We start from the raw sequence: 17,511 nt of genomic DNA, 5'->3' as shown, positions 1-17,511 counted from the left end.
GAAATGGGGTCGCCATATGAATGAAACGCGATTGATTTTACAAGAGATGTCGCTGGTATTGGACAAAGTCGATCCCGATGCCGTGCAGAATGCAGCTCTGGACATTCAACAAAGTCCGCGCATTTTTGTTTACGGTGAAGGCCGTTCCGGTTTGATGGGCAAATCCTTTGCGATGCGCCTCATGCATTTAGGTACGGTGGTGTATGTCGTAGGCGAAACCATAACCCCTTCCTTGCAAAAAGGTGATCTGATTGTGGCGGTCTCCGGATCGGGAACGACCCGTAGCGTGGTTTCCATTGCCCGTAAAGCACGGGAGCTGGGAAGCCGGGTCATTGCGGTTACGTGCGACGAGACTTCAGATTTGGCCCAGGTCGCCGATCATATCGTGCGGATCCCTGCTGCAACGAAGCACCGGCTCGGCGGCGAGACGCCTACCAGTCAACCGCTTGGTTCTTTGTTTGACCAATGTACTCACGTATGGTTCGATGCGGTATGCATGAAAGTGGCTCAGCTTAAGGAAGTGAAAAACGATGCCGCATTTGCCAACCATAGCAATTTGGAATAGCTACCGGCTAATGTTAACAGAAAAGGAGTGTCGTTATGCTTACTCAACCGACAAACCCAGTTGGGGTGCCAGGGAAAAAAAGCTTTATACAGTGGATGGATTCAAAAATTCAATTTCTCCTGCTGATGCCCGCTCTCTTACTCATGTGTGCGGTCTTTATTTACCCGGTCTTGTACACGCTTTATTTGAGTATCCATGATTGGACCTTTTTTACCATGCAGGATCCTCCCTTTATCGGGCTGAAGCATATTTCCCATGTTTTAAAAGATGCTGAGTTTTACAGCTCGTTAGTCCGGTCCGGCATCTATGTCGGCTCCGGAGTCGCCATACAATTCGTTCTCGGATTTACATTGGCTCTTGCCGTTAATCGGATAAAGCGGGGGCATGGCATACTGACAACCTTGTTCGTTTTTCCTATGATGGTTACTCCGGTGGTTGTAGGGTTGATTTGGAAGTTTATTTTTGATTATAACTTTGGGATTTTCAATTACGCGCTCACCTTGATCGGTCTTGAGAAAATTGCGGTTTTGAATTCAAGCGCATTCGCGCTTGCTGCCACGATTGCCGTAGATACCTGGCAGTGGACGCCGTTTATGTTTATTGTGCTGTTGGCGGGAATCAAGTCTCTTCCCAGCGAGCCGTACGAGGCCGCTGAAATGGATGGAGCCAACGCGTGGCAAACCCTTTGGAATGTGACCCTGCCGCTGCTCAAATCGGTCATCATCGTATCCCTGGTAATGCGTATTGCAGGCTCTGTCAAAGTGTTTGACCAAATTTACGTATTAACCGGCGGCGGCCCCGGAACGGCGACGGAAACGATCTCTCTCTTGCTTCATCAGAAAGCTTTTGTCGAATTTGATTTTGGCTATTCGGCAGCCTTGGCAATTGTGCTGACGATCATCGTCGGCATCCTTTGCTGGTTTGCCATTCGCGCATTGTATTCGGATAAATAGGGGGCAGTACCATGGTCCGTAAAAAAAACAGCCCGTTTCTATACGGTTACGTTCTCGTCGCATTATTTGGATTTTTGTTCCCCATCTTTTGGGTTATGTTTACGTCCGTCAAAACGCCCGTCCAAGCGTTTCAGATTCCGCCGGTCTGGATTTTTCAACCGACGCTGGAGAATTATCAAGAGGTATTCAAGACGCAGCCGTTCATCTATTACTTCTTGAACTCGTTTATCGTTACGGTGGTTTCCACCGCATTATCCGTAGCGGTGGGCACACTGGCCGGATACAGTTTGGCCCGATTCAACATTAAAGGCCAAAAATGGATCAGTTTTTCGGTCTTTTTCACCAAAATGTTTCCGCCCATCGTCCTTGTCGTTCCGTTTTTCGTTTTATTTCGGCAATTTGGAGGTACAGATACGTTATTCTCTCTCATTATCTCCTACACGTCGTTCAACCTGCCTTTTGTCACCTGGCTGATGTGGGGCTTTTTAAAGGAGCTGCCCGATAGCTTGGAAGAAGCGGCGCTCATTGACGGGTCATCCCGTTTTGGAGCGATGTGGAGAATCATATTGCCTCTGGCAAAGCCGGGGTTGGCCGTATCTTCCATTTTTGCCGCTATGAATTCCTGGAATGAGTTTTTGTTTGCTATGAGCTTAACAAGCGTAAAAGCGAAAACGCTGCCTGTTATGGCAGGTAACTTTGTAACGCAAGAAGCAATCCTGTGGGGGCCGGTTACGGCAACAGGTACGATGTTAATGATTCCGATGTTTATCTTCACGCTGCTTATCCAAAAGCATATCGTCACAGGTCTTGCGGTCGGCGCCGTGAAGTAAACCATAAAAAAACAATGTATTAGGAGGTCGTACACCAATGAAGAAAAAAGCTTTTGTAAGCGCTGTCGCTTTATCGCTGACCCTAACCGCTTGCGCACCCGACGGACAGCAGCAGCCAAGCGCTGCGGGGAATGCTGCGGCGCCATCCGGAGGACAGGGCGGGGCAATTACTGTCGTAGCGCGCGCCGGCACTTATTACAATAATATCGCCAAAGCGGCACCTGAATTTGAAAAAGCAACCGGCATTAAAGTTAACGTTCAAGAGGTCGGACGCGACGGCTACTTGCAAAAGGTATCGACCCAGCTCCTTGGGCAAACGGACAGTGTAGATATTGTACTGATGCTCAACAACTATATCGGTCAATTCGGTGCAGGCGGTCAGTTTGAACAACTCGACTCCTATATTGAAAAAAGCAATGCCTCCATGGATCGCTTCCTGCCGGTTTCTCAGGAGGCCGTTAAATACCAAAATAAAGTCTATGCCCTGCCGCTTGATGTCAGCACCATGTTTCTCGTATACCGCAAGGATCTGATTCCGACCCCTCCAAAGACATGGGACGAGTATAGAGAAATGGCGAGGCAATTTACAAAAAGCATTAACCCGGGTTCACCGACCGAATTCGGCACGACATTCCAGGGCAAACGCGGTGAAACTCAGCCCAAAGAATGGTACCAATATTTCTGGGCGATGGGCGGAGAATTACTGGATGGACAGATGAAGCCGCAGTTAAACAGCGAAGCCGGTGTGAAAGCGCTGGCTTATGTAGTAGATAACTTCCGTAAGGAAAAAATGGTTCCCCCGGATATTACAACCTATGAGTTCCCGGAAGTGTTGTCCGCGTTCCAAAACGAAAAAACGGCGATGGCTATCGAGTGGAACACAGCTTATCCAACGATGATGGATCAAACCAAATCACCGAAAATCTTCGATAAATTTGCGATTGCCGAAGTGCCGGGCGGCATGCCGTATACGCACAATTGGACGCTTGCTATGAACGCCAACTCGAAGAATAAAGAAGCGGCATTCAAGTTTATGAATTGGATCACTGATCCGAAGGAAGGCGCTAAATATTATACACTTGCCGGTGGAATTCCTCCGCTGCCGTCCATTCTCGAAGATCCGGAAATCGTAAAAGTCCGTCCCGAATTCCCGGAAATTCAAAAAACGCTTCTAAAAGCGAAATCAGAGCCGAACCTTCCGGAATGGCCGCGTATTCACGAGTTTATTACGGAAGCGATCACCAAAGCGCTGGCCGGCGAAAAATCGCCTCAGGATGCGCTGAACGACGCCAATAAAGGCATTGCCGAGCTGCTTGAGTCCAGAGGCTATTACAAAAAATAAACGTTATGCGGACCAGCATCATTTAGAAACCAAAATGTGAGGAGTGGAAGCGGAGGACAGCAGGTCTTCCATTTCCTCTCCCAGTTTTTAAGGATAGGGAGAGTGCAACCATGAGGACATCCAAAGTCATGACGGCAAAAGAAGCAGCGTTTCACTTGAAGGATGGGGACACGTTGGCGATCGGAGGTTCGGGAGGGGGCATTGCGGAACCGACCGATTTGATGATCGGATTGGAAGAACGGTTTCTGGAGACGTCAAGTCCTCGCGGGTTGACGTTTGTCCACGTTACCGGATTGGGCGATCGTGAAGACGGCGGCTTGTGCCATCTGGCTTACGAAGGTCTGCTGAAACGAAATATCGGCGGACATTATGATTACATTCCGAAAATAGCGAAGCTTGCCGGTGACAATAAGATCGAGGCGTATAATCTGCCGCAAGGCGTATTGTCCCAACTATTTAGAGAAAGCGCTGCGGGCCGTCCGGGTTTATTGACCCATGTAGGCCTAAGAACGTTTGTCGATCCGCGGATCGAGGGCGGCAAGCTGAATGAAATCACCAAAGAAGAACTCGTGAAGGTTGTTCACTTTGAAGGTCAGGAGAAGCTGTTTTACCCTTCTATACCATGCAATGCGGCCTTTCTTAGGGGAACGACTGCCGACGAAGACGGCAATGTCTCTATGGAAGAAGAAGCGGCGCTGCTGGATAACCTGGCGATCGCGCAAGCGGTTCATAACAACGGGGGTAAAGTATTCGTTCAAGTAAAGCGGCTTGTCCAGCGGGGCAGCATTCATCCGAAAATGGTCCGGATTCCAGGCATTCTGGTCGACGGCATCATTCTCAGCCCGGGTCAAAAGCAAACGGTTAGCAGCTTTTATAACCCTGCATTTTCCGGAGAGGTTCGCATTCCGCTTGCAGAGATTCCGCCCTTGCCGTTTAACGAACGAAAAATTATCGCCATGCGTGCCGCTAAAGAAATACCCGGCAAGAAGGTAGTAAATTTGGGAGTAGGCATTTCCGCTTCCGTTGGGCTTGCAGCCAAAGAAATGGGTCTTTCGCCGGATTTCGTTTTTGTTGTCGAACAGGGGGTTATCGGAGGAGTACCTGCCAGCGGCATCGAGTTTGGCGCATCATCCAATCCGATTGCCATTATCGACAGCTCCGCGCAGTTCGATTTTTTTGACGGAGGAGGTTTAGAGCTGGCCTGCTTGGGGATGGCTGAGGTCGATATGAGCGGGAATGTGAATGTCAGCAAACTGGGAAATCGTATTTTCGGCTGCGGAGGCTTTATTAACATCGCTCAAAACGCCAAACAGCTCGTGTTTTGCGGCACCTTCTCTGCAGGCGGCCTACAGGTGCAGGTGGCCGACGGACAACTGAAGATCTTACAGGAGGGCAGGCATAATAAATTCGTAAACAAGGTCGACCAGATTACATTTTCCGGCGACTATGCAAGAGAAAGAGGCCAGAATGTTCTTTATGTGACCGAAAGAGCGGTGTTTTCTCTTGGGAAAGAGGGACTGGTTCTCGAAGAAATAGCCCCAGGCATGGATATGCAGAACGATATTTTGGCCCATATGCCCGTTCCGCCGCAAATTTCCGATAACCTGAGGCTTATGGATGTACAGCTGTTTCAAGAGATGATGGGCAAGCCGATGGAGCAGGGGGCGCTCCAATGAGTGCGTATGAAACCATCGAGTGCCGTACGTCGGAAGGCATTGGCTGGATTTATTTGAACCGGCCTGATAAATACAATTCGTTTGACGAGACGGTGATGGCAGAGATCCAAGACGCTCTTCAATACTATCAATATGATACCGAAACGAGAGTTGTCATTTTTAAAGGCAACGGGAAAAACTTTGCTGCCGGAGCGGATATTGCCGATTTGCAAAAAATGACCCCGCTCGAGGCCTTGTTCCCCAGCATGCAAGGGTTGTACGACCGTATCTATCACTTTTCAAAGCCTACGATTGCCGCCATTCATGGTTATACGCTTGGAGGCGGTATGGAGCTGGCTGCCGCTTGCGATTTGCGGATCTCCGGAGAGAACGCTGTATTCGGGCTTCCCGAATGTAAATTGGGGATCATGCCCGGTGCCGGAGGCACCCATCGCCTTGTCCGCCTTTTGGGGGAAGCGAAGGTGAAAGAGCTGATTTACCTTGGCGATTTTATGGATGCGGATGAAGCGCGCAAGCTTGGGTTTGTAAGCAAAGTGGTGCCGATCGAGCATTTGGAGGCCGAAGCGGCGGAAATGGCCGGGAAAATATTGGATAAAGCGCCGCTTGCGCTGCAAATGTCCAAAATGGCCGTTCAACGCAGCTCGGAAGTGCCGCTGGAGGTTGGACAACTGCTTGAAAATATATCGCAGGCATTGTTGTTTTCCACTAAAGATAAGTCTGAAGGCGTGTCGGCGTTTTTGGAAAAACGCAAAGCGCGATTTTCGGGGAATTAAGAGTATACGGCTGCATATAGTCCAACAGGGAGGTAATGAAATTGAAAATTGATACCAACGTAACATTAAGCGATCTGCAGAAACCGGTTTCGAATGTGTTTGATTTATCGGGAAAAAAATTGAATTCCATCTTCCATACGTGGAAACCGGAGAACGGGACTCCCGTGTTTACCGCTGCGGGAAAGTATACGGCACAAGGCTGGACAGAATGGACGCAAGGTTTTTTATTCGGATGGTCTATTTTGCAGTTTGATGCGACCGGGGACGAAAGCTTTCTGACCCAAGGGCGTGAAGGTGTGCTGAAATACATGGCCCCTCATGTCAGTCATATCGGCGTACACGATCATGGATTCAATAACATTTCCACGTACGGAAATTTGAGGCGTCTTATGCTTGAGGCCAAAATTTCACATAACGAATGGGAACTTCAGTTCTATGAACTGGCTCTGAAGCTATCCGGCGCGGTACAAGCGGCAAGATGGACTACGCTGGCCGACGGTACCGGTTATATCTATTCATTTAACGGTCCCCATTCGCTGTTCATCGATACGATTCGTTCTTTACGGTCGCTTATGGCTTCTTACCGTCTTGGACATGTATTTATGGGAGAAGGGGATGCGCCGATTTCGCTGCTGCAAAGAATCGTACACCATGCCATGGTAACGGCTAAGTATAATGTTTATTACGGTGAAGGCCGTGATTCGTACGATGTGCGTGGAAGAGTTGCGCATGAAGCGATATTCAATTTAAACAGCGGAGTGTACCGCTGTCCGAATTCGCAGCAAGGGTATTCGCCGTTCTCCACATGGACGCGCGGGCTGGCTTGGGGGGTTCTCGGTTATGCCGAGCTGCTGGAATTTTTCTTAAGCCTTTCCGAGCAGGAGCTGGCACCTTTTGGCGGTTCGGAGCAGGTTTTGTCGTATGTCAAGAAAGCGGCTTTGGCGACGGCGGACTTCTTTATCGAAAATACCTCCTCCGATGGTATTCCTTATTGGGATACCGGTGCGCCTGGCATTGCCTCTCTCGGAGAGTGGAAAGAAAGACCGTCTGATCCTTACAACAACTATGAACCTGTCGATAGTTCCGCCGCAGCCATCGCCGCTCAGGGACTGATCCGCATCGGACGCTACTTGGAGCAAGAGGGAAACCGGAACGGAAGCTCGTATGTTCAAGCCGGCTTAACGGCAGCACGGACGCTGTTTCAAGCTCCTTATCTTTCCGAATCCGATGATCATCAGGGGCTTTTGCTCCATACGGTGTACCATCGTCCCAACGGTTGGGACTACGTTCCGGAAGGCGCAAAGGTACCGTGCGGGGAATCCGCTATGTGGGGAGATTATCATGCGATAGAGCTGGCGTTATATTTGAAAAGACTGCATGAAGGGGAGTAACGGCGCGCATGAGCAACCCTTACGCGGGCTTAAGCCGAGCACCGATCAAACTGGCGGACAATCGGGTCTGGCGTACTTATACCGGGGGCCGGTATTTGGAAAAATGGAAAGGGAAGCCGTCCCCTCAGGATGGAGATAGCCCGGAACAATGGGTGGCCTCCACCGTACAGGCCAAAAACGTCGGTCGGGAGCATATCGTTGAAGGATTGAGCGTCATTGAGGATCAGAATGGGCGAGCAGTTACCTTAAAAGAGGTGATCGAATCCGACCCGTCCGCTTTTCTCGGCTTTGCACATGCCAAGACTTTTGGGGCGAATCCGGCTGTACTTGTGAAGCTGCTTGATGCCGGTGAACGCTTGACGATTCAGGTCCACCCTGACCCGGAGTTTGCGATGAAGCATTTTCGATCACGGTTCGGCAAAACGGAATCCTGGTATGTCGTCGGAGGAAGAACAATCAATGGTGAAGAGCCATACGTATTATTGGGATTTAAACCCCATGTCACCAAAGAATTATGGCGAAAATACTTCGATAACCAGGATATTCAAGGAATGATCGAAGCGCTGCACAAAATTCCCGTTCGGGAAGGTGATGTCTTCTTAGTTGAGGGCGGCGTTCCCCATGCGATCGGCAGCGGTTGTTTTTTGATTGAGGTGCAGGAGCCGACCGATTTGACGCTCCGGACGGAGAGAACGACGCCTAGCGGAGTTCAAGTGCCTGATCAGGCTTGCCATCAAGGGCTTGGCTTTGAACGAATGCTGGATTGCTTTCATTACGACGGCTTCAGCTATGAGGAAACGCTGAAACGTTGGAAGAAGAGTCCTTCCGGCGTTCAGGGATCGACAGGAGGTACCGAGCAGTGTTTGATCGGCGTGAAGGATACGGAGCGCTTCAGCATGTCCCGGCTAACGGTTTCCGGTGATTCCGTTGTGTCAAAGCCCGACCGTTTCTGTATTGCCATTATCACGGGAGGCGTCGGAAGAATGGTATACGGCAGGAATGAATGGAAAGTACGTAAATCCGAGGAATGGTTCCTGCCTGCGGGCATAGAGGAGATCCGATGGGTAAATGACGGTCCTGCAGACGTTAAGCTGCAGGTTGTCCTATGCTACGCTCCGCAACCGACGGCCTGACCGGCAGCAGGAAATCGGATTAAGAACAGGATATCTCTTTTCGAGGGGGAAATAGCTCCCCCTTTTTTTCATTTGCTTTTTCAAGTATACTAATCCCAATATCTTATTGAACGCAATGCAAAGGGGGGCGGATGGCGATGATTTTGACTTCATTTGAGCAGTGGCGGCAGTGGGCTGGCGGCCACACCGTGCTTCCTTATATCCGAAGCTTTTCTTTAAATGAAACGAGGCCCTTATCCTGGATGCAGGCCTGGGAGCAGGCGGGGCCGGAATCCTTTGTGCTGGAGAGCGGCAAAGGGGGCCGGTACAGCTTTTTCGGCCTGAAGCCGGCTTCTTCCATCCGTGGAACGGAGAGCGCTGCGACGGTGATTGGGGAAGACGGGAGCGAAACGCGATGGACCGGTGCTCCGCTTGAGCTTGTGAAGCGATGGATGGCTCCATTTCACTCGCCTGTCGTGGAAGGCGCCCCCAAATGGGTAGGCGGCTGTCTCGGCTTCTGGGGGTACGACGTTGTGCGCACGATTGAACGGCTACCGGTGCAGGCTAAAGCGGATCTGCCGGTTCCCGATTACGCCTTTATGCGGGTGGACGAGCTGTGGGTTATCGATCATGAGGAGAATAGGCTGTACTGCTCCGTTAATACACATTGTCCAGTTGAGCATAAGGGTAAGATCGATTGGCTTCACAGCCGCTATCTTGAGGCGGAGCAAGCAGTGGATAGAATGAAACGGATATGGGACCGGATTATTTCCGTAAGCTCCAGCCCGGAGGCGCTGGAAAGGCTTGAAGAGCGGCGCCGTGCGATGGAAGAGGACAATCTTCAGGTGGATGTAGACGCCATTAACGGGCTTAAAGCCGACTTTCCCAAAGAAGATTATATCCGTGCGGTTCGCCGAATTCGTGATTATATCGGAGCGGGAGATGTCTTCCAGGTCAATTTGTCTGTGCGCCAGCACAAAGCGCTGGAAGCGGAGCCGGAGGAAATTTACGAATGGCTTCGGCTTGTGAATCCCTCTCCCTATATGGGAATGCTTCGTTTTGGCGATTTTCATCTTGTTTCCGGCTCGCCGGAGCTGCTGGTACAGCTGGAGCGGGGGACGGTTCGCACCCGGCCCATAGCGGGAACCCGTCCAAGGGGGGCTACCGCGGAGGAAGACCGCCGTCTCGCGGATGAACTGATTCACAACGAGAAGGAACGGGCGGAGCATATCATGCTGGTTGATTTGGAGCGCAACGACGTAGGGCGAATATCCACTTTCGGTACCGTGCGCGTGAAAGATTTTATGGTGATCGAATATTACTCCCATGTCATGCACATCGTATCTCAAGTAGAGGGACAGCTGGCGGAGGGGCGCGACGCTTACGATGTCATTGCCGCAACCTTCCCGGGAGGAACGATTACCGGCGCGCCGAAAATCCGAACGATGGAAATTATAGAAGAGCTTGAACCTGTACGCCGAGGTCCCTATACCGGTTCGATCGGCTGGATTAGCTATAACGGCGATATGGAATTCAATATCGTTATACGCACGTTGGTGGCAGCAGGAGGCGTCGGCTACGTACAGGCCGGCGCCGGGATTGTGATCGACTCTGTTCCGGAGAAAGAGTATACGGAATCGATCAATAAAGCGAAGGCCATGTGGAAGGCGATTCAATACAGCGAACGGAAACCATCATACCAAGGGAGGGTAAAACCATGATATTGGTTATCGATAATTATGATTCGTTTACGTACAATCTGGTGCAATACTTAGGCGAGCTGGGAGAGCAGGTAACAGTGCGCCGCAACGACGAGATCGATCTTGCGGGTATAGAGGCGCTGAAGCCGGATCATATTCTCATTTCTCCGGGACCTTGCACGCCGAATGAAGCGGGAATCAGTCTCAGTCTGATCGAGCATTTCAAAGGGAAAATTCCGATACTGGGCGTTTGCCTCGGTCATCAGTCGATCGGACAAGTGTTCGGCGGCGATGTCATTCGTGCAGAACGGCTGATGCACGGCAAAACGTCAGCGATCTACCATGACGGTAAAGGCGTATTCCAGGGCCTTCCGTCTCCTTTTACCGCAACGCGCTATCATTCGTTGATCGTCAAGAAGGAGACACTTCCGGATTGCCTGGAGATCAGTGCCCAGACGGCGGAAGGTGAAATTATGGGCCTCCGTCATAAAGAATACCCGATTGAAGGAGTACAGTTTCATCCGGAATCGATTATTACGGATCACGGGCACCAAATGCTGCGCAATTTCTTGAAAGAAACGGCAGTGGGTCAGGCGTGATTATCGATGTGAACGGCAATTGCATAGAGGAAAGCCAGGCTGTGGTCTCCGTATACGATCACGGCTTTCTTTACGGTATGGGCTTGTTCGAGACGTTTCGAACGTACGGAGGGCATCCCTTTTTATTGGAATGGCACTTGGAGCGTTTGGCCTCAGGCTGCAGAGAGCTTGAGATCGACTATGAACCGGAGCCGGAAGCTTGGAGACGGAGAATTTTCAGGCTTTTGGAGGTCAATCGGCTTACCGATGCTTATTTTCGTTTAACGGTTACCGCCGGGACGGATGTACTTGGATTGCCGGCGGGCTCCTATGAGAAGCCGCAGGAAGTGCTTTATGTGAAGCCTCTGCCTCCTGTGAATCCATCCATTTATGATGAGGGGAAAGCGCTGCAGCTGCTCCGGCTGCGACGCAGTACGCCCGAAGGAACGGTCAGGCTCAAGTCGCTTCATTATATGAATAACATTTTAGCTAAAAAAGAAATGAAACGCTATCCTTGGGCGGCCGGTGCGGAAGGGTTATTTCTGGATGAGGATGGCCGTTTGTGTGAAGGCATCGTGAGCAATGTATTTTTCGTACGTCGCGGTGTACTGCACACCCCTTCGCTGGATACCGGCCTGCTGTCTGGAGTCACGAGACGAATGGTCATGAGTATCGCAAAGCGGGAAGGAATGGACGTATCGGAAGGTCTGTACGCTTGGGCGGATCTGCTGGAAGCCGATGAGGTGTTCGTGACGAATTCCATACAAGAGCTCGTTCCCATGACGACATTGTTCGACGAAACCGGAGCGGCTTATCGTGTGGGCTTGGGATCGGCCGGACCGATAACACAACGGCTGCTTCAAGCTTATAGGGAAGCGGCGGCAAGGAGGAATGAGAATGCTTAGCAACGATGGAACATATGGCGGTGGCCTCTATGGTGGTCGAAACGACCGTACGTTGATTATGGGGATATTGAACGTCACTCCCGATTCATTCTCGGACGGCGGTCGCTACATCGACCCGTCCGCGGCGGTGGCCCGCGCAGCGCTTATGCTTCAGGAAGGCGCGGACATCCTTGACATTGGAGGGGAATCCACGCGGCCCGGGTTTGCGCCCGTGCCGCTGGAAGAGGAGCTGCGCCGGGTCATTCCGGTAATTAAGGCGATAAGGCAGGCGGGTATTACCGCACCGATTTCCATCGATACGTACAAAGCGGAAACGGCCAGACAGGCCCTGGAAGCGGGGGCCAGCATCATTAATGATATTTGGGGACTGCAAAAGGATGCTGCGATGGCTGAAGTGGCCGTTCAATACGGCTGCCCGATCATCCTGATGCATAATCGTACCGAAGCGGTGTATTCTAACTTTATCCAAGATGTCATCGATGACTTGCGGCTAACGGTCCAAAAAGCGCAAGCGGCGGGAATCCGTGACGAGCAAATCATCCTTGATCCGGGCATCGGTTTTGCCAAGTCGCTTGAACAAAATTTGCAATTGATGAATTATTTGGATCGAATCGCAGCTTTAGGCTATCCGGTGCTGCTTGGTACATCCCGCAAGAGCATGATCCGTCATACGCTGAATCTTCCCCCGGACGATGTGGTTGAAGGCACGGCGGCAACCGTTGCGCTGGGTATCGCTCAGGGATGCCGCATCGTGCGGGTCCATGACGTACTGGCCATGAAACGGGTGACGGAGATGACCGACGCGATTGTGCGTCAGCGTTAAAGGATCATGGGCTTTGCCGGACGGGATAGGAGGAGGCGCGGGGAATGAAAGACAAGTTGATTTTAAAAGGGATGTCCTTTTATGGGCATCATGGTGTTTTTCCTGAAGAAAACAAGCTGGGTCAACGTTTTTATGTAGATGCGGAGCTGATCTTTCCGCTTGAGAAGGCCGGGCGTTCCGATCAGCTTGAAGATACGGTGAATTATGCCGAAATATACGAATTCATCAAAGGGATTGTCGAACAGAAGACCTTCAAGCTGATCGAGGCTTTGGCCGAAGATATTGCATCTGAACTTCTGCAAACTTATACTAGTATAAATGAAATTACCGTTCGCGTGGTGAAGCCTCACCCGCCTTTTGCGATTGTGTTTGACGGCGTAACCGTTGAAATTCATAGAAAGCGGGCTTCTATTGTATGAATGCACAGAATACCGGCACATCTGGACCTTCCGTATTCGCCTATATCGGACTTGGCTCCAATATGGGAGACCGGGAGCGGTTTTTGCGGGATGCCGTACGGCTTTTGCAGGAATGCCCGGAAGTACAAGTAACCGGGGAATCAGGATTATATGAAACGGATCCTGTTGGGTATGTAGATCAGGCCCTTTTTTTGAATCAGGTGGTCGAGGTCAGCACGACGCAGGAGCCCGAACGTTTGTTTCATTTCATGCTGGATATCGAACAGCGTCTAAACCGCAAACGGGATATCCGATGGGGGCCTCGAACGATCGATTTGGACCTGCTGCTGTTCGGAGAGCGGTCGCAAGACCATCCGGATTTGATTCTGCCGCATCCGCGCATGATGGAACGTGCCTTTGTGCTTGTGCCGCTCGTTGAGGTGATGTCGGTTCGGGATCCGGTGCGGGCGGAACAATGGAGCAGGCGGCTTGATCGGCTGGAAGGAAAGGAAGGCGTCAGATTGTGGAAAAAAACGCATTAGCTCAGCGCATTCGCGCTTTTCGTAAATTAAAGGGATATACGCAAAATGAATTGGCGCAGAAGCTTGAAGTATCCATTGCGGTACTCGGTTCGATCGAGCGGGGTACCCGCAAGGCCGATCTGAAGATGATACGCAAAATATCCGATGCGCTTGGTATAGAACCGGAAGAGCTGTCTTCATCCGCTGGCGTGAAAACAAATTATTCGTAATCCAATGGGAAAGGAGTTAGACTAATGCTAACCATAGGTAATGTTACTGCACCGAACAAAGTGGTATTGGCGCCCATGGCAGGAGTGTGCAATCCGGCCTTTCGCTTGATTGCCAAGGAATTCGGCACCGGATTGGTTTGTGCCGAAATGGTGAGCGACAAGGCAATCCTGCACGGCAATCACCGTACACTGGAGATGCTTTATGTCGATGACCGGGAAAAACCGCTCAGCTTGCAAATTTTTGGCGGAGATACCGAAACCTTGGTGGAGGCCGCGAAGTTTGTCGATCAAAACACAAACGCCGATATTATCGATATCAACATGGGCTGTCCCGTTCCAAAAATCACAAAGTGTGACGCAGGGGCGCGATGGCTGCTGGATCCCGGTAAAATCGAGCAAATGGTATCCACCGTATCGAAGGCTGTCAGCAAACCTCTGACGGTAAAAATGCGCATTGGTTGGGATGACGATCATATCTATGCCGTTCAGAATGCCAAGGCCGTAGAGAACGGCGGAGGTGCTGCGGTGTCCGTGCATGGCAGGACCCGGGTGCAGATGTATACGGGTCACGCGAACTGGGATATCATTAAAGAGGTGAAAGAGGCGGTGTCGATTCCTGTCATCGGCAACGGGGATGTCTTTACCCCGGAGGATGCCAAGCGCATGCTGGATCACACCGGTGTGGACGGCGTTATGATCGGCCGGGCGGCCTTGGGTAACCCCTGGATGCTGTATCGTACGATCCAATACCTCACAAACGGAGAGCTTCCCGATGAACCCGGTCCACAGGAAAAAATCCGTATTGCCATTCTGCATTTAGATCGTTTGACCGCCTTAAAGGGAGAAGCGGTGGCGGTCAAAGAAATGCGCAAGCATTTGGCATGGTATCTTAAGGGTCTTCATGGCGGGGCACGCATTAAAGATGCCATTATGGAGCAAACGAAGCGGGATGCCATGGTGCTGCTTTTGGAGGATTACGTGGCTTCTCTGGAGGATCGGACGGCATTGGCCCACTAAAAAAGAAAAGTGAAAATGGACGATAACGGGATGCTTGGCTTACATTGACATTTGATTAGGGTTGAAATATAATCAGTCAATAGTTGTGATGGCAAGGCATCAAGGACATGAAGTGTCAGCGCGTTCATATATTAATTATAGAAGTGAATTCATACTCGATGGAGCTCGAATTATGAAAATCTTTCACACGACGGGAGATAAGTAGCAATGGCCGAAAAGGAAGTCATTCTCACGCAGGAAGGTTTGAAAAAGCTCGAGGAAGAGCTGGAGCATCTGAAATCCGTTAAGCGCCGCGAGGTGGCCGAACGGATTAAAGTTGCGATCGGTTACGGCGATATCAGCGAAAACTCTGAATATGAGGATGCCAAGAATGAGCAGGCTTTTGTAGAGGGCCGGATCATTACGTTGGAGAAAATGCTGCGCAACGCGCGCATCATTAACAATGATGAAGTCGATACCGATGCGGTGAACGTCGGATCCATCGTCATTTTGAAGGATCTCGAATTTGGCGATATTGTGGAGTATTCCATTGTAGGTACGGCCGAATCCGATCCCTTTCAGAACAAAATATCTAATGAAAGCCCTGTGGGCAAAGCCATCCTTGGCAAGCGCAAAGGGTCTATTGTAGACGTTAACGTACCAGCCGGCGTCATCCAATATGAAATTGTAGATATTAAGAAGTAATGTGGGATAGAAAAAAGCTTCCTTGGGAAGCTTTTTTTCCTATCGGGTGGGAATATACGTTTATTTCATGAATCAAGGAGTTGGAAACATGACTGTGGAATTGGAATTGAATGAGCTGCTGCAAATCCGCCGCAATAAGTTGGACGAGCTGCGCGGCATGGGAATCGACCCGTTCGGTCAAAAATACGAAAGAACGCATCATGCGGGTGACATTCTCAAAGCGTATGAGGATAAGACAAAGGAAGAGCTTGAAGCGCTGTCTGCCGAAGTGAGCATTGCCGGACGGATTATGCAGAAGCGGGAAATGGGAAAAGCGGGCTTCGCGCATTTGCAGGACATTACGGGAAAAATCCAAATTTATGTCCGTGCCGATGCGGTCGGCGAAACCAAATACCGTGCTTACGATTTGCTGGATATCGGTGATTTGATCGGTATACGCGGTACGGTATTCAAGACCAAGACCGGAGAGCTGTCTGTTAAAGCCAAATCGTTGGAGGTCCTTTCCAAGTCGCTGCTGCCCCTTCCGGAAAAATATCACGGACTGAAGGATGTTGAGCTTCGTTACCGTCAACGCTATGTCGATCTGATTATGAATCAGGATGTACAGCAAACGTTCATAGCCCGGTCCAAAATCATTCAATCAATGCGACGTTATTTGGATTCCCGCGGTTATTTGGAAGTGGAGACGCCAACATTGCATGCCATTGCAGGGGGCGCGGCTGCCCGGCCTTTCATTACTCACCACAATGCGCTGGATATGCAGCTTTACATGCGGATTGCGATTGAGCTTCATTTGAAGCGGTTAATCGTAGGCGGTATGGAGAAGGTGTACGAAATCGGACGCGTATACCGTAATGAGGGGATTTCTACAAGACATAACCCCGAATTTACAATGATCGAGCTGTATGAGGCTTACGCAGACTATAAAGACATCATGAAGCTGACGGAAGAAATGATTGCGCATATCGCTCAGGAAGTATTGGGCACAACCAAAATTACGTACCAGGGTCAGGAGATTGATTTGTCGCCGCCTTGGAGACGCATCTCCATGGTGGATGCCATTAAAGAAGTCGTAGGCGTTGATTTCAGCGCGGATATAAGCGATGAAGAAGCCCATAGACTGGCAAAAGAGCATAAGGTGCCGGTAGAGCCGATGATGACCTTTGGCCATATCGTCAATCAGTTTTTCGAAACGTTCGTAGAGCAAACCTTAATTCAGCCTACGTTTATCACAGGCCATCCGGTGGCGATTTCTCCGCTGGCTAAGAAGAATGATCAGGATCCGAGATTTACTGACCGCTTCGAGCTGTTCATTGTTGCTCGCGAGCACGCTAATGCATTCACCGAGCTCAACGATCCGATCGATCAGCGGGAGCGCTTTGAAGCGCAGCTGTTGGAGCGGGAGCAAGGCAACGACGAAGCGCATGAGATGGATGAGGATTTTGTCCGCGCGCTGGAATATGGCATGCCGCCTACAGGCGGTCTCGGTATCGGCATCGATCGTCTGGTCATGCTGCTGACGGATGCGCCATCCATTCGCGACGTACTGCTGTTCCCTCTGATGCGGGAGCGTCAAGGCGAATAAAAGACTGAAGATATGCCTCTGCAGTGCACTGCAGAGGCATATCTTTTATGGTCAAATATACCAGTTGCATCTTATCAGGCGATTTGATATATTATTCCCTGTCGCTTTTACGGCTTAGGCTGTTGAAGTTGATCGAATTGGCAGGCAAAGGAATGTAATAAAAAAAGCTTGCATTCAGATAGACAGATATGATATATTAATCAAGTCGCTTTTGACGGTGTTAAGAAGACGAAGTCGAAACGGCAACTGAAATTGTCCTTTGAAAACTGAACAACGAGTGAGTGCTTTAAATAGAGAATCATATGATTCTCGCCAGTTTTAAATTTTGAGCTATATCGACTCAACTTTAATGGAGAGTTTGATCCTGGCTCAGGACGAACGCTGGCGGCGTGCCTAATACATGCAAGTCGAGCGGACTTATCCTTCGG

18 protein-coding genes and 1 rRNA gene are annotated in these 17,511 nt (G+C 50.4%); all 19 read left to right on the top strand.

Features of this window, described 5'->3' with window-relative positions:
* Positions 1-16: 16 nt before the first annotated feature.
* Positions 17-565 (top strand): 6-phospho-3-hexuloisomerase, encoded by a 549-nt coding sequence (hxlB, locus tag ACZYR9_RS22165; RefSeq protein ID WP_488980613.1) that lies wholly within the window; start codon positions 17-19, stop codon positions 563-565.
* Positions 566-600: 35 nt separating this feature from the next.
* Positions 601-1,518: a carbohydrate ABC transporter permease gene (locus ACZYR9_RS22160; RefSeq protein ID WP_488980612.1), complete on the top strand. Its 918-nt coding sequence runs from the start codon at positions 601-603 to the stop codon at positions 1,516-1,518.
* An 11-nt stretch (positions 1,519-1,529) separates the two neighbouring features.
* On the top strand, positions 1,530-2,348 hold the full coding sequence (locus ACZYR9_RS22155; RefSeq protein WP_488980611.1) for a carbohydrate ABC transporter permease: 819 nt from the start codon (positions 1,530-1,532) through the stop codon (positions 2,346-2,348).
* A gap of 37 nt (positions 2,349-2,385) precedes the next feature.
* Entirely contained in the window at positions 2,386-3,690 is a 1,305-nt protein-coding gene (locus ACZYR9_RS22150) for an ABC transporter substrate-binding protein (protein WP_488980610.1), read from the top strand.
* A 110-nt stretch (positions 3,691-3,800) separates the two neighbouring features.
* On the top strand, positions 3,801-5,366 hold the full coding sequence (locus ACZYR9_RS22145) for an acyl CoA:acetate/3-ketoacid CoA transferase (RefSeq protein WP_488980609.1): 1,566 nt from the start codon (positions 3,801-3,803) through the stop codon (positions 5,364-5,366).
* Positions 5,363-6,139: an enoyl-CoA hydratase/isomerase family protein gene (locus ACZYR9_RS22140; protein WP_488980608.1), complete on the top strand. Its 777-nt coding sequence runs from the start codon at positions 5,363-5,365 to the stop codon at positions 6,137-6,139. The genes ACZYR9_RS22145 and ACZYR9_RS22140 overlap by 4 nt, the downstream gene beginning before the upstream one ends.
* Before the next feature lie 41 nt (positions 6,140-6,180).
* Positions 6,181-7,530 (top strand): glycosyl hydrolase, encoded by a 1,350-nt coding sequence (locus tag ACZYR9_RS22135; RefSeq protein WP_488980607.1) that lies wholly within the window; start codon positions 6,181-6,183, stop codon positions 7,528-7,530.
* A gap of 8 nt (positions 7,531-7,538) precedes the next feature.
* Positions 7,539-8,663: a type I phosphomannose isomerase catalytic subunit gene (locus ACZYR9_RS22130; RefSeq protein WP_488980606.1), complete on the top strand. Its 1,125-nt coding sequence runs from the start codon at positions 7,539-7,541 to the stop codon at positions 8,661-8,663.
* A gap of 137 nt (positions 8,664-8,800) precedes the next feature.
* Positions 8,801-10,363, top strand: coding sequence for an anthranilate synthase component I family protein (locus tag ACZYR9_RS22125; protein ID WP_488980638.1), 1,563 nt, complete (start codon positions 8,801-8,803; stop codon positions 10,361-10,363).
* Positions 10,360-10,941, top strand: a complete 582-nt coding sequence (gene pabA, locus ACZYR9_RS22120) for an aminodeoxychorismate/anthranilate synthase component II (protein WP_488980605.1) — start codon at positions 10,360-10,362, stop codon at positions 10,939-10,941. The genes ACZYR9_RS22125 and pabA overlap by 4 nt, the downstream gene beginning before the upstream one ends.
* Complete coding sequence (gene pabC, locus ACZYR9_RS22115; protein WP_488980604.1) at positions 10,938-11,825, top strand: aminodeoxychorismate lyase; 888 nt, start codon at positions 10,938-10,940, stop codon at positions 11,823-11,825. The genes pabA and pabC overlap by 4 nt, the downstream gene beginning before the upstream one ends.
* The gene (gene folP, locus ACZYR9_RS22110) at positions 11,818-12,648 is read left to right on the top strand and encodes a dihydropteroate synthase (RefSeq protein ID WP_488980603.1); all 831 of its coding nucleotides are present in this window, start codon (positions 11,818-11,820) and stop codon (positions 12,646-12,648) included. The genes pabC and folP overlap by 8 nt, the downstream gene beginning before the upstream one ends.
* Positions 12,649-12,692: 44 nt before the next feature.
* Positions 12,693-13,067 carry a dihydroneopterin aldolase gene (gene folB / locus ACZYR9_RS22105; RefSeq protein WP_488980602.1) on the top strand — a complete coding sequence of 125 codons (375 nt, stop codon included), beginning with the start codon at positions 12,693-12,695 and terminating at the stop codon, positions 13,065-13,067.
* A complete protein-coding gene (gene folK / locus ACZYR9_RS22100) occupies positions 13,064-13,588 on the top strand; it encodes a 2-amino-4-hydroxy-6-hydroxymethyldihydropteridine diphosphokinase (RefSeq protein ID WP_488980601.1) in 525 nt (174 codons plus the stop codon). Before folB ends, folK begins: the two co-directional genes overlap by 4 nt.
* On the top strand, positions 13,570-13,797 hold the full coding sequence (locus ACZYR9_RS22095; RefSeq protein WP_488980600.1) for a helix-turn-helix domain-containing protein: 228 nt from the start codon (positions 13,570-13,572) through the stop codon (positions 13,795-13,797). The genes folK and ACZYR9_RS22095 overlap by 19 nt, the downstream gene beginning before the upstream one ends.
* 24 nt (positions 13,798-13,821) lie before the next feature.
* Positions 13,822-14,814 carry a tRNA dihydrouridine synthase DusB gene (gene dusB / locus ACZYR9_RS22090; RefSeq protein WP_488980599.1) on the top strand — a complete coding sequence of 331 codons (993 nt, stop codon included), beginning with the start codon at positions 13,822-13,824 and terminating at the stop codon, positions 14,812-14,814.
* A 207-nt stretch (positions 14,815-15,021) separates the two neighbouring features.
* The gene (greA, locus tag ACZYR9_RS22085) at positions 15,022-15,498 is read left to right on the top strand and encodes a transcription elongation factor GreA (RefSeq protein ID WP_488980598.1); all 477 of its coding nucleotides are present in this window, start codon (positions 15,022-15,024) and stop codon (positions 15,496-15,498) included.
* Positions 15,499-15,586: 88 nt separating this feature from the next.
* On the top strand, positions 15,587-17,083 hold the full coding sequence (lysS, locus tag ACZYR9_RS22080; protein ID WP_488980597.1) for a lysine--tRNA ligase: 1,497 nt from the start codon (positions 15,587-15,589) through the stop codon (positions 17,081-17,083).
* Positions 17,084-17,429: 346 nt separating this feature from the next.
* Positions 17,430-17,511: ribosomal RNA gene (locus tag ACZYR9_RS22075) — 16S ribosomal RNA — on the top strand; the annotation flags it as partial.

Source organism: Paenibacillus sp. F024 (assembly GCF_057814255.1).
Note: the sequence above shows the minus strand (reverse complement) of the source record. Positions and strands in the feature narration are given on the sequence as shown.

Excerpts from the sequence above, each read along its gene's own strand:
- ACZYR9_RS22160 (WP_488980612.1), top strand. The coding sequence starts at position 601 with ATGCTTACTCAACCGACAAACCCAGTTGGGGTGCCAGGGAAAAAAAGC.
- folP (WP_488980603.1), top strand. The coding sequence starts at position 11,818 with ATGCTTAGCAACGATGGAACATATGGCGGTGGCCTCTATGGTGGTCGA.
- ACZYR9_RS22140 (WP_488980608.1), top strand. The coding sequence starts at position 5,363 with ATGAGTGCGTATGAAACCATCGAGTGCCGTACGTCGGAAGGCATTGGC.
- ACZYR9_RS22150 (WP_488980610.1), top strand. The coding sequence starts at position 2,386 with ATGAAGAAAAAAGCTTTTGTAAGCGCTGTCGCTTTATCGCTGACCCTA.
- ACZYR9_RS22155 (WP_488980611.1), top strand. The coding sequence starts at position 1,530 with ATGGTCCGTAAAAAAAACAGCCCGTTTCTATACGGTTACGTTCTCGTC.
- pabA (WP_488980605.1), top strand. The coding sequence starts at position 10,360 with ATGATATTGGTTATCGATAATTATGATTCGTTTACGTACAATCTGGTG.
- lysS (WP_488980597.1), top strand. The coding sequence starts at position 15,587 with ATGACTGTGGAATTGGAATTGAATGAGCTGCTGCAAATCCGCCGCAAT.
- ACZYR9_RS22130 (WP_488980606.1), top strand. The coding sequence starts at position 7,539 with ATGAGCAACCCTTACGCGGGCTTAAGCCGAGCACCGATCAAACTGGCG.
- ACZYR9_RS22145 (WP_488980609.1), top strand. The coding sequence starts at position 3,801 with ATGAGGACATCCAAAGTCATGACGGCAAAAGAAGCAGCGTTTCACTTG.
- hxlB (WP_488980613.1), top strand. The coding sequence starts at position 17 with ATGAATGAAACGCGATTGATTTTACAAGAGATGTCGCTGGTATTGGAC.
- folB (WP_488980602.1), top strand. The coding sequence starts at position 12,693 with ATGAAAGACAAGTTGATTTTAAAAGGGATGTCCTTTTATGGGCATCAT.
- folK (WP_488980601.1), top strand. The coding sequence starts at position 13,064 with ATGAATGCACAGAATACCGGCACATCTGGACCTTCCGTATTCGCCTAT.
- ACZYR9_RS22125 (WP_488980638.1), top strand. The coding sequence starts at position 8,801 with ATGATTTTGACTTCATTTGAGCAGTGGCGGCAGTGGGCTGGCGGCCAC.
- dusB (WP_488980599.1), top strand. The coding sequence starts at position 13,822 with ATGCTAACCATAGGTAATGTTACTGCACCGAACAAAGTGGTATTGGCG.
- greA (WP_488980598.1), top strand. The coding sequence starts at position 15,022 with ATGGCCGAAAAGGAAGTCATTCTCACGCAGGAAGGTTTGAAAAAGCTC.